Source organism: Thalassotalea crassostreae (assembly GCF_001831495.1).
GTDB classification, from domain to species: domain Bacteria; phylum Pseudomonadota; class Gammaproteobacteria; order Enterobacterales; family Alteromonadaceae; genus Thalassotalea_A; species Thalassotalea_A crassostreae.
On record NZ_CP017689.1, the window covers coordinates 1,277,772 to 1,290,283 of the forward strand.

Sequence of the window (12,512 nt, forward strand, 5' to 3'; positions counted from 1 at the left end):
TACTAAAGAGTATTTAACAGTACTACAGAGCAAGTTAAATTAATTATTGAAACAAAAAAAAGCCCCGTCGGGGAACGGGGCAGAAGTATTTCCAAAGCTAGAAAATATGTCAATCAACACTTCGCTCCAACTGTAAAGCCAAAACTAGGTTAACTATTATGTAATACAGTGATAAATATAATTTGGATCACAATATTTTAAATTAATTCAAAATAGGGCTTTAATCGTCATCCCCGTAATATTCGTCACCGCCACTATTTTCGTCATTCCCACCATTTTCGTCATTCTCGCGAAGGCGGGAATCTATTTAATAATGTTCGAGATAAAAAAAAGCCTCGCTAAGGAGCGAGGCAAAAATACATTTCAGGGAGGAAAACTATGAAAAGTTAACTGTGTTTAATATTAAACGAATCTAGAAAAAATACCGTTAACCAAATGTAAAACACTGCAATAGTTTGTTGTTACAACAATGTTAAACATCCAAATTTCAGCGCTTTCCAGCTTTAACCTGTTATTACCACTTTAAAACAACACGGTAACGCGCATTGCCGCTTTCCAATCTTGCAATTGCTTCGTTAATTTCACTAAAAGGGTAGGCTTCAATCAATGGCTTAATCTTGTGCTGCGCAGCAAAGTCTAACATCTGAGAAATCGTCGCTGGGCTGCCAACCGGTGACGCTGACACTGAACGTTGCCCAAGCAGTAATGGGAACACTTGCAGATCTAATGGCTCTAATGTTGCGCCGACAAAATGCAAACGTCCTTTTGGTTTTAATGTTTGCACATAAAGGTTCCAATCAAGTTTGACGTTCACTGTTGAGATCACATAATCAAATCGACCAGTGGCTGCCTCTATCGCGTCAGGATCACGAGAGTTAATTGTATGATGAGCGCCAAATGATAACGCCTGTTCACGCTTATCATCAGAGCTAGTAAACGCAGTAACCTCACAACCCCAAGCGTTATAAAATTGAATTGCCATATGGCCTAAACCACCAATACCAATTACCGCGACTTTATCAGTAGGCTTTATATCGAATTGAACCAGTGGATTAAACACAGTAATACCACCACAAAATAGCGGCCCAACGGTCGCTAAATCTAACCCATCAGGAATGGCAACAACGGAACTTGCATTTGCTACTACCTTCTCGGCAAAACCGCCGTGGCGACCAACAATTGTACCTTCTGCTGAGTAACATAAATTATGATCGCCAGACATACAGCTAGAGCAGGTATCACAATAACCACTGTGCCAACCAAGGCCCACAGTTTGACCAACCGTTAAATGAGTAACGTGATCGCCAACTTGAGCAACTGTACCAACTACCTCATGACCTGCCACTAATGGATAACTACTCATACCCCATTCATTGTTAAGCATACTGAGATCAGAGTGACAGATACCACAATATTGCACATCAATTTCGACATCGTGTGCCCCAATAGCTGAAGGCTCAATAGAAATTTGTTCTAGCGCAGAAGATGGCTGATTAGCCGCATAAGCTTTATACATGATAGTCCCTTGAATGATTAGATATATAAGTTAGGTATAGAATAAGTGTAGTTACTTTTAAGCTAATTAATACAGTTTTAATGATAATTCGGATCACTGTATTTTAAATTTCGAAGTATTACGTCATTCCCATCGCAATATACGTAACCCCAAGCCTTATCGTCATTCCCACGCCTTATCGTCATTCCCACGAAGGTGGGAATCTAACATTGCGTCATCCTCGCGCCTGGGGAACTAAGAAGTCGACTTCCTTATAAAAATCGACTTCCTGAACTTGTTTCAGGATCTCATAAATAATTCACTAAACCAAAAAACAAAGATCCGTCATCCTCGCGCATGCGGGGATCTCCCTTAACCGTCATTCCCGCGCACGCGGGAATCTATTTAATTTTATTCAAGACAAAAAATCATCGGGAATGATTTTTCTTTGCGAAGCACTCCGAAGGAGCGAGTACAGGAAGTACGAGACAAAAAAAAGCCTCGCTAAGGAGCGAGGCAAAAAGTATTTCAGGGAGGAAAACTATGAAAGTTAACTGTGTTTAATAGTAAACCTTTCCCTGGAAATAGCTGTTAACCAAATGTAAAACACTGCAATAGTTTGTTGTTAATCTTAAGTTAGTCTTCTGTTAATTTGGCTTTTTCGATCGAAAACCCAAAGCTACAACGCTTAATGCACTCAAAAATAATTCCTTTATAACTTATTTAAATTCAGCCTCTTAGCACAAACCCATAACTGATCTTTAAAAATGATCTTGCATGATCCATTTTGATCGTATAAATTAAGTAACACTAAAGGTGTTAAATAAAGGTGTTGAATAATTGTTTTGTATTTCAGCATTTGTTACATTAACCCTTAAGTACAAACGACATAACTCTTAGGTTTAAGCATGCACAACGACAGTAACACGACATTTGATCTAAATACTCTTTGCCAACTTGCCGATATAACGCCAAGAAAGGTGAGGTATTACATTCAAAGAGAAATGGTGAGTTCACCAATAGGTGCACGAAAGACTGCCCGTTATAGCAACGAACATTTAGAGCAACTGTTAACGATTCGAAAATGGCAAGAAGCCGGTTTATCCCTTGAAAAAATTCAAGCAATTTTACAAAAGTCAGACGTTGACGATTTACCGCCAGAGCCATTACCTGAGCCGGGCAGTATTTCGGTGGTAAGCCAAGTGATGTTAGCCAAAGGAGTTACCTTGCAGATAGATGCTAATCAAGCACAGTTAACCACCAAGCAGCTAAGAGCATTGGCACAACAAACCATTAAAGCGCTAGAGCAGATAGTACAAGCAAAGCCAACATTAGAAGAGACAGCACAAGATAATGACAACCCTAATTAAAGACATCAAAGATTCATTAAAACGAAAATTAAATCAAAAGACACGTAAGCCGATCATACTTGATCCACTTGAACCAAATTTTATTGAAACAGACACTTTGACTAACACAACAAACAACGAATCTTTATTAACGTCAGTAACAGCTCACATTGAGTTTTACTTTCCACTTGCCGTAACCACTATTTGCCAAGAGTTTGTGAACAACACCGATGACAATATTGAAGGTATATATCAATTCCCACTGCCAAAAGAAGCTGGCTTTATCAGTTTTCAAACCGCATTAAACGATGAGGTATATCAAGGACAGGTTAAAGGCAAAAGCGTAGCAGAAAATGATTATGAAGAAGCCGTAAGCAATGGCGATACGTCTATTTTGGTTGAAAAAATACAAGATGGCTTATTTCAAATCAATGTCGGTAATCTAGCACCAAATGACACGGTTAAGTTTGAACTAACACTGGCGACACTGCTTACGTTAACGCCAAGCAGTGCACGTTATTATTTACCAACAGTCATAGCCAACAATTATGGCCGTTCACACTTAGATCCGTTTAATACCCCCAAAACTAACTTTTTAGTAGAGCATCCGTTTTCAGGTACCTTAAAGGTGGGTGACGCATTACAAGCACAGCGCTTAGAGAGTGCATTTAATTTAAAGGCGTTATCAAACCAAGAATATCAATTTGACGGTTACTTAGATCAAGACTTTGTGATCAATATTGCCCTTAGCCCTAACCAACCAGCAACAGCGATTTATTGCCAAAGCCCTGACAATAACCAAAGCCAGCATAATGAATACGCCGCAATGGCAACGATTCCTGCCAAACAAGCATTAGCAGTACAAAACGCAAATGTGCAACTGTTAGTCGATTGCTCTGGCTCTATGAGGGGTTATTCAATAGAGCAGGCCAGAGATGGTATGGCGCGTTTGTTTGATATGTTTAATGCCAACGATAATATCAACCTATTTCGCTTTGGCAGTAGCTTTGAACAAGTATTGGCAAACTGGCAGCCATTTACCGGTAAAGCCAAATCAACGCTGCGCAGAGCTATTACAAATCTTAGAGCAGACTTAGGCGGCACCGAATTAATCGAAGCGCTTAAACGAACACTAGAAAATGCTAAACAGCAAAAACAAAGTGATATTTTGTTGTTAACCGACGGTGAAATTTGGCGTGACCAAGAGCAACTTTTTAAGTTAATTATCCAAGCCCAAGAAAGTAACTGTCGTGTTTCAGTGCTAGGCCTAGGTAATTCAGTGAATGAATCGTTGTTATCAGAAATAGCCAAACAAACGGGCGGTTATGCAATCTTTGTTAACCCTAATGAAAACATTGCTGACAAAGTCGCAACGTTGTTAGCTCAGATGAAATCGGCAAAAGGTAAGCAACGCTTTGAACAAGTGCCGCACACCACTTGGAAAAGCTTACCATCAAGCTTTGTAAATCAAATGCCAAGCATTGCTTATATGATGGGTAAAGAATTACCAGAGCGAGATTTGGTTTGTTTACAACAAGCGAATGAAGAGCAAAGCACACAACAAACAATACCTTGGCAACAAGCCACAGGCATGCAAGCAAAAGCGTTAACCGCGATCACTGTGACCCAACGTATGTTTGAAGCAAGCCATAGCGAAAAACAAATATTGGCAGAAACCTATGAGCAAATTAGCGACTACACCAGCTTTATCATGGTTGCCGAGCGCGAAGAAAAGCAAAGCCAAATGCCAAAGTTAAAGCATGTACCGCAAATGCAGGTAGAGATGCAGCGAAATATAAATATAGACATGGCAGATGCACATTGCATGAGCATGCCTATGGAATCTTACAGTATGAAATCACCAGCTGCTCAACAAGGTAGTTTGAAAAGATATTCTAAATCATCGTCTTTTAGTAGCTCAGATAGTTTTGATATACCTGCTTTCTTAAGAAGACAAGCTGATCCTGTTGATGAAGTTTTAGAGTTTCTAACTAAACTAAACATCCATTTAGATGCGATAAATCAGCATACTGAAGTTCCAAACATGCTTGATTTAGAAATTTTTGGTTTACCTGAGAATATTCTAATGGCTATCGAAGATATTATAAAAAGTCTGAATGAAGAGCAGATCAGCGGTGCAATAGCAACTATTCTTTTACGCTTGAATGTGCTTAAAGGTTCGATATTAGATGAGCATATCGTTACGTTCTTAACCGACAATTGCCAAGGAAATCATATAGAGCCTGCAAAGTTAAACCGTTTAATTGATATAGCGTAATGCAGTAACGGTCATATCGACTAATACCGGTATGACCATAGTCATGTTTGGTCATAATTGAACATTTTTGATACCAACAGTTAATTGATAATTGACTTAAAATAGTTCAAATAAACTAGCTAAAAGGTAATTAAGCAAATGAACTCTTATCGTCAAACTTGCGATTTATCGCGACTTAGAAAAAAAGTACTAGAGCATCAAAATAAACTAAAAGTTGAAACGTCACCTATAAAGAAGGGAAATTTATTACTTCAACTTATGCATTTAGAGAAGCAAATCAAAATAGCGGTAATCAATCAAAAATCTGGACTAAATAATATAACAGCACATTTTGTTCGAGGTTAATTTAACGAAGACAAAAAAAAGCCTCGCTAAGGAGCGAGGCAAAAATACATTTCAGGGAGGAAAACTATGAAAGTTAACTGTGTTTAATAGTAAACCTTTCTCAGGAAATAGCTGTTAACCAAATGTAATACATTGCAAAAGAGTGTCGTTAAAAAGGTGTTAATTTTATGTTTTATTCGTTTAAACAATACGACAAACATACAGCGCAAGGCTTATAGCGTGTTTATTCTTTAAAAAGCAATAACATTTGAGAACAGAATCAAATTAAAAACTCTATAAAATACAATCATCAACAACATATTTAAGGAGTTTAAAATGCCATTTTCATCAAACATCAAATCAAACAAAGCTATCAATTTTGTCACGGCCATATCGTCAAAACTTTTATTCCTTATACCTAATGTTGTTTATTACTTTACCAAACAGTCTTTTGCACTGTGTTGCAAATTAATGAAACAAGCCTAGTAAGCTTTGTTTCATTAATCTTAATTAAACCATAAGTATTAAAAGATAATCAATACGAGTAAAAAATAAATGCATGCCCAAATGATACTTTTGATTATCTTACAATGTAGCTGTATTAAATTAATCAATTAAATAAAGCCCCAAAATTATTAATTATGAAAGGAGAGGAAGTCAAATGATGAAAGGCATAATCCCAATTCAATTGGTGAGTCGGCCGAGTAAACTAAGCCTAGGATTTATTCTTGAACGCGCAGAACAGAGAAAGATAGCTAGCAACTGTAAACGTTGTGGAGGCTCTGGAAAATTTAGTACTGTGCCATCTGCAGCGATTGGTAGTCGTTTTGGTGGGCACTGCTTTGATTGCGGTGATGCTTGGAAGTTACCTGTTGAATGGAATCGGTTAGATTTGAATGGAAAAGCGTCGCTTTTCAAGCATATAGTATGCGCTGAATCCATAAAAAGCATCATAGATACGTTAGTGCGTACGAAGATTTTAAGTTTAAAAGAAAGTTATAATCTAAAAACAGTGCTACTTAGTAATGCCAAGGTAGTGTCTAGCTCAATTACAGTTGAACGCGTTAATTTGTTTCTAGAAATGCATGGAGTTAGATTGGCTTATAGTGATGTTCAAATGATTCAAAAAAAAATCGCGCTTTTGCCTGACGGAGTGGCTAAAAGTAAATTGAAGTTACTAATTTTAACATATAAACAGTCTGGTTTATTGGCGTTTTCGCTATTAGAGTAAAAAAGAGACAAACTGTAGTAAACACCTTTACATGACTTCTAAAGCATTATACCTATATTTATACGTATTCTTTTTATCACATGTATTTATTACCGAAAACAGAAGATGTATTAGGATTTAGCTCTGACTTTATGGAGATAATAATTAGTGATACGGATAAGGACATCACCACTTTTGTTGATAATACTTTCATCCTAAAGTTTAACTATTTCTTTGTTAAACTTATAAGTTAACTGGTGAAATATATAGTAATTAATTTGTCAAACGACCATCTATTCTGAGACATTGATAGTTAGTAAAGTTTTAGTACTCTATAACAAATTGGTTTAGAAATAATCCAATTCGAATTCCTATCAGCATAAACAATACACTGGTTGCTCCTGCCGGAGAGAATATAGGTAAGGAAATTAATAGCTGCGAATCGTTACCACCCAACGCTAATGCTGCGCCTATTCCCATTAAAGTACCTGCTACGGTATGAACTAAAAAAGATTTGTAATTAATATTTATTAATTTAAATTTCTTCGTGCGCCACGCCGCAAATATCATCCCAAAAATTAAAGCAATAAAAGTAAGATACCGTTCAAACGAAGGCCAAACCTGTTGTTTATGGATTAGCGCATTGCTTACGTCGCGAAGTAAACCGCTTGGTGTCCAATGACGCTCATATAGAAATAAAAAACCAGCCAACAATCCAATACCTAACATTGAAAACCAAAGTGTTTTCCTTTTTTTATCACCTAGTAACGCCCAAGTTACTATAGAAATAGTGAGTAAAATTAATATTCCTAGAACAAAAATCTTATTATGAAATATTTCAACATGTACTGTTTCTGGTTGCCAGAATGAAAGAATAGACCAACCTATAAGCCAACCTGTGATAGTCAGAAGCATGTTTAAATCACCTCTGGCCAACTTGCCTAAAGTAGATACTCCACACCCTTGATTTAAAGCAGTACCTAAGCCAAATACAATCCCGCCTAATACAAACCACCAACTAGCAGAATACACAGGCAATTCCAGTTGCACGTTATAAATATCAGCAGTTATAAACGCAATCCAAGAAAGAACGCCGCTTAAGAGAATAGCGATTAAAAACTCTGGATTTCCTTTGATTGTTTCATTTACACCTCGCACCATACATAAACCTGTGGTTTGAGCTAAATAACCAATCAAAGCAGTTAGAGTAATTGCGATTACGAACAACATGAACAACCTTAAAAAGTAATGTGCCTGCTTTAAGTAAAGCAAACTTTATATTGTTTACTAGATTGAAGTTTAAATTAGTGCTTTGGATAGGGGCATTTTGATAAACAAAAAATCATCGGGAATGATTTTTCTTTGGGACAAAAAAAAGCCTCGCTAAGGAGCGAGGCAAAAATACATTTCAGGGAGGAAAACTATGAAAGTTAACTGTGTTTAATAGTAAACCTTTCCCTGGAAATAGCTGTTAACAAAATGTAATACATTGCAAAAGAGTGTCGTTAAAAAGGTGTTAATTTTATGTTTTATTTGTTTAAACAATGCAACAAGCATACAGTACAAGCCTTGTAGCATGTTTGTTCTTCAAAATGCAGTAACATTTGAGAACAGAATCAAATTAAAAACTCTATAAAATACAATCATCAACAACATATTTAAGGAGTTTAAAATGCCATATTCATCAAACATCAAATCAAACAAAGCCATCAATTTTATCGCGGCCATGCCGTCAAAACTTTTATTCCTTATACCTAATGTTGTTTACTACTTTACAAAACTGTCTTTTGCACTGTGTTGCAAATTAATGAAACAAGCCTAGTACGCTCTGTTTCATTAATCTTAATTAGCCTATGAGTTCACAGCATAACCCTAACGACGAGTTCTTCAGTGACCAACTAAATGGCGGTGAATTTGACGGCCATGAATATCGCTATGAAGATAGCTTTGATGAGTACGATTACCATGAAGCTGGCGTTGAAGAAGGTTTAAGCTTTTTAGAATTTGCAGGTATTGCTGCGCTGTTTGGCGCATTTAGTTCAAACCGAAGATACACAGAAGAGGAGCAACAAGCGTCTTCTTCTATGTTCTGGTTTTTACTGTTTTTTCCGATCACTTTTCCATTACTAGTTATGGCTTTAATGGTGATGATCCCATTTAAAATCGCCAAGTTCATTTTAAAATTATTCTTTAGCGGTTTGAGTAAAGCCGTTATTGCAATGCGTAAGCCAGACACTCCAATTAAAAACACAGTTTCTAAATCTGTTACGCGACGCAATCAAGCTACAAACGCGTTTAACAATAAAATACCCAACCAAAGCATCAGCAAGGACATAGCAAATAACTATGTTGTGAAAAATGCTGCGACACAAAATAAGGTTACCAAGAAAAACGTTGCTTCAAACAAAGCTATGCCTAAAAACGAAAGCAGGGCAAAAGCCTCGACCGACATAGATGAATCAATTAAATCCATTGATAAACAAATTGAAAAATTAGAGCAGCAAAAAGAAGCGTTAAAACAAACAAGAGAGCATAACGTTAAAGCAAAAAACTTAGCTGAAGCCAATCGTGTTCAATATTATAAAAATACCGAATCAAACATGAAACAAAATGCCACTGATTTGGCAGCTAAGGCGACGATTAAATACATTTAACTATACTGGTTAAATGAATAATAAATAATAACCCATTTATGACTGAAAACTTCACTACACTTAAGCACCGTCATCGCAATGAGCGCGATAACTATTCTGAAAATCTAGCGTTACGAGTACACCGTTCTTTAAGCTGGTTACAGCGTGCTGAAAAAGAGCAAGATGATCTAGATGCACAGTTTATATTCTTATGGATAGCATTTAACGCAGCCTATGCATTTGAAATAGACGATCATAAACGTTTTACAGAGCAAGAAACCTTCAGAAACTTTATAACCAGGTTGATCTCCTTAGATACAAAAAATCAGCTTGATAATCTTATATGGAATGAATTCACTTCAAGCATACGAGTACTACTGAATAACCAATATGTGTTCCAAGCATTTTGGGATTTTCAAAATCAAAAAATTGATGAAGATACCTGGAAGCAACGATTTCAAGCTGCAAACACAGCAGCTACGAAAGCAATCGGTAATAAGAATACAGAAACAACACTAAGCGTTATCTTTTCTAGGCTATATACATTACGAAACCAAACCATGCATGGCGGCGCAACATGGAACAGTTATGTCAATCGAGATCAAATGCGAGACGCAGTAAGTTTTCTCCAAAAGTTTGTGCCAATTACCATCGAAATTATGATGGACAGCCCAAATGAGATTTGGGGTGAGGCGACTTATCCGGTTGTTAAACATTAACAATAAAAAGGTTTAGCTTTGAATAACAACATCAATTTCTATAACAAACAAGCAAAGCAGTTACTTGAACAATATACCTCAGTAGCCGCAGAGTCAGTTCACCAAACTTGGATGCATTTATTACCTAAAACTGGCCATGTATTAGACATTGGTGCTGGCGCCGGTAGAGATGCTGATTTTATTGCAAGTCGTGGGTTAAAGGTAACTGCTGTAGAGCCTGCCAGTGAGCTGTTAAGTTTAGCGAAACAAACATTCACGAACACAAACATTAATTGGTTAAGTGATTCTTTACCCATTCTCCATAAAACCCAAAAGTTAAAACAAAGATATGATCTGATTTTAGTCAGTGCTGTATGGATGCACTTGACAGAAAGCGAGCAGGAACAATCGTTAAAAACGCTAGCCAAACTTTTAAAAGATAATGGGTTGATCATTATTACTTTGAGAATTGGAACTTTCAATGATGGTAGAACATCTCATCCAATAAGCATTGATAAGATTAAAGAGCAGGCCATAAGCTATAGTTTATCTTTGACACAATTATCTGATGCCGTTGATAAACTAAATCGTAATGATGTTACTTGGGAAACTGTTATGTTATCTAAAGAGATGAATAAATAATGAATCTAAGTAACTATTTTCAACTATTATTGAAAGATACTTCTACCTCGTATAAGTTTCTGTTTTTGAATGCAATAATTGATAGAGTTAACGCCACCGACGAGCGATTATTATCACTAGATGATTTGATCATTGACATGCTAGTAACAGCTTGGTATCCAAACCAATTTTTTAAATTATCGTTTGGCAAACAAGACCAAATAGGTAATTTGTTTCTAAGCCAAAACTTCAAGTATAAGAAGAAAATTTCACTAACTAGTTTGGGATTTAGAGATAAACTAAGGCAAGAAATTGTTGAATCAGTTGATGTAAAGCAAGTTAGAAATAAATTATCTCAGTTTGTTCAATATCGCTTGTTGTCGCCATTTTTTAGCCAACAATTGCGGGGCCAAAAAGAATCTTCAAAAAATAACATCATCTATGAATTAGCGATAAATGAATTTGACTCGTTAATACCGCTTTATAAAATTGATAAATCCATCAACGCAATTGAAATACACCCACAGTGGTTCAATTATATAAAACAGCATTACAGCCTATTGTTCAATTATATAAAGATTGAGTGGGCGACATACTTACAAAAAAACAACCCTGCAGTGCCATCTATCATGCTTAAACTTGAACCACCAGGTTCTAGAAGTAGTTTGAATTCGCAGTTAACTTTTTGGAACTCATATTTTACGGCAAATCAAGACGCTCGTTGTATTTATACAGGCGAACCATTGATTGAAATTAAGACTAGCTTAGATCACTTTTTGCCTTGGTCTTTTGTATGTCACGACAGGCTTTGGAATTTGGTACCGGTATCAAGATCTTCAAATAGCAGTAAATCAAATAGCTTACCCTGTTTAAAAACTTATTTAGATAAATTTCTTGAAATTCAATATGATGCACTTAAGTATAATAAGAGCATTATGGAAAACCAAAAATGGAACAGCTATGCCCAACCGTATTTAACGGACTTAGAATTAAGTAATGACAGCGAACTTGCAAACCCAAATAGATTTGCAGCAGAGTTGGCTAAAGTTGTTGAAAACCAGCATTGGATAGCAAAACATAGTGGTTTTGATTATGGCTGGAAAGAGAAAATAATAGAATTCTAAATTAGCATAGAATTTTAATCATACTTAGAATTGGAAAATGATGAACTATAAAATTAACGAAATATTCGAAACACTTCAAGGCGAAGGGACTTTTACAGGTCAGCCTTCAATATTTATTCGAATGCAAGGTTGCCCCGTAGGGTGTTCTTGGTGTGATACTAAACATACTTGGGACATATTACCCATTCAAGAATCTGATAAAGAAAATATTTTAGCCAAAAAGACTGAAGATGATAGGTGGGGAAATTTCACTATTGAACAACTTATGTCTGTATTCCTAGCTAAAGGTTATCAAGCCAAACACGTAGTAATTACCGGGGGAGAACCATGCATGTATGATTTAAGCCCACTATGTAGTGAATTAGAAAATAATGGATATAGTTGCCAAGTAGAAACATCAGGTACTTTTGAAGTTAAAGTTACTGATAATTGCTGGGTAACGGTATCGCCTAAAATCAATATGAAAGGCGGTTTCAAAGTCCTTAAATCCGCAGTTTTAAGGGCAAATGAGATCAAATTCCCTGTGGCAACGGAGCAGCACATCGATGATTTAAAAAGACTGCTGGGTGAGCATGATATTGTTAATAAACAAGTATATATCCAACCTATAAGCCAAAAAGAAAGGGCTACCGCCTTAGCGATAAAATCATGTATAGCGAATAATTGGAGATTATCAGTGCAGGTACATAAATATATTGGAATAGAATAATTTTTACTAATCGAATTGTTAATTTTAGTTGTTTAATATAGTGTAGATGTACAACCTTTTATAAAATAGTT

General features: G+C 36.2%; 11 protein-coding genes. 9 read left to right on the forward strand and 2 right to left on the reverse strand.

The annotated features are described in order from the left end of the window. Positions 1-514: 514 nt before the first annotated feature. Complete coding sequence (ahr, locus tag LT090_RS05555) at positions 515-1,516, reverse strand: NADPH-dependent aldehyde reductase Ahr (RefSeq protein ID WP_068546509.1); 1,002 nt, start codon at positions 1,514-1,516, stop codon at positions 515-517. Between the two features lie 887 nt (positions 1,517-2,403). Between ahr and LT090_RS05560 the strand changes: the two genes are divergently transcribed. From LT090_RS05560 to LT090_RS05575, 4 genes are all read left to right on the forward strand, one after another. Beyond that, entirely contained in the window at positions 2,404-2,865 is a 462-nt protein-coding gene (locus LT090_RS05560; RefSeq protein ID WP_068546511.1) for a MerR family transcriptional regulator, read from the forward strand. Beyond that, positions 2,849-5,122 carry a VIT and vWA domain-containing protein gene (locus tag LT090_RS05565; protein ID WP_068546512.1) on the forward strand — a complete coding sequence of 758 codons (2,274 nt, stop codon included), beginning with the start codon at positions 2,849-2,851 and terminating at the stop codon, positions 5,120-5,122. Before LT090_RS05560 ends, LT090_RS05565 begins: the two co-directional genes overlap by 17 nt. A gap of 138 nt (positions 5,123-5,260) precedes the next feature. Beyond that, complete coding sequence (locus LT090_RS05570) at positions 5,261-5,467, forward strand: hypothetical protein (RefSeq protein ID WP_068546513.1); 207 nt, start codon at positions 5,261-5,263, stop codon at positions 5,465-5,467. Between the two features lie 640 nt (positions 5,468-6,107). Next, positions 6,108-6,677 carry a hypothetical protein gene (locus LT090_RS05575; protein ID WP_068546515.1) on the forward strand — a complete coding sequence of 190 codons (570 nt, stop codon included), beginning with the start codon at positions 6,108-6,110 and terminating at the stop codon, positions 6,675-6,677. Positions 6,678-6,980: 303 nt separating this feature from the next. Here the strand turns inward: LT090_RS05575 and LT090_RS05580 are convergent, their stop codons facing one another. Further along, complete coding sequence (locus tag LT090_RS05580) at positions 6,981-7,886, reverse strand: YeeE/YedE thiosulfate transporter family protein (RefSeq protein WP_068546517.1); 906 nt, start codon at positions 7,884-7,886, stop codon at positions 6,981-6,983. Between the two features lie 623 nt (positions 7,887-8,509). Here LT090_RS05580 and LT090_RS05585 point away from each other — a divergent pair. The 5 genes from LT090_RS05585 to queE are packed head-to-tail and all read left to right on the forward strand — an operon-like array spanning position 8,510 to position 12,441. Further along, on the forward strand, positions 8,510-9,310 hold the full coding sequence (locus LT090_RS05585) for a hypothetical protein (protein WP_068546519.1): 801 nt from the start codon (positions 8,510-8,512) through the stop codon (positions 9,308-9,310). A 38-nt stretch (positions 9,311-9,348) separates the two neighbouring features. Next, positions 9,349-10,008: a HEPN domain-containing protein gene (locus tag LT090_RS05590; RefSeq protein ID WP_068546521.1), complete on the forward strand. Its 660-nt coding sequence runs from the start codon at positions 9,349-9,351 to the stop codon at positions 10,006-10,008. Between the two features lie 18 nt (positions 10,009-10,026). Further along, positions 10,027-10,629 (forward strand): class I SAM-dependent methyltransferase, encoded by a 603-nt coding sequence (locus LT090_RS05595; protein WP_068546523.1) that lies wholly within the window; start codon positions 10,027-10,029, stop codon positions 10,627-10,629. Beyond that, a complete protein-coding gene (locus tag LT090_RS05600; protein ID WP_068546524.1) occupies positions 10,629-11,732 on the forward strand; it encodes an HNH endonuclease domain-containing protein in 1,104 nt (367 codons plus the stop codon). The genes LT090_RS05595 and LT090_RS05600 overlap by 1 nt, the downstream gene beginning before the upstream one ends. Positions 11,733-11,772: 40 nt before the next feature. Then, complete coding sequence (queE, locus tag LT090_RS05605) at positions 11,773-12,441, forward strand: 7-carboxy-7-deazaguanine synthase QueE (protein ID WP_068546614.1); 669 nt, start codon at positions 11,773-11,775, stop codon at positions 12,439-12,441. Positions 12,442-12,512: the final 71 nt, after the last annotated feature.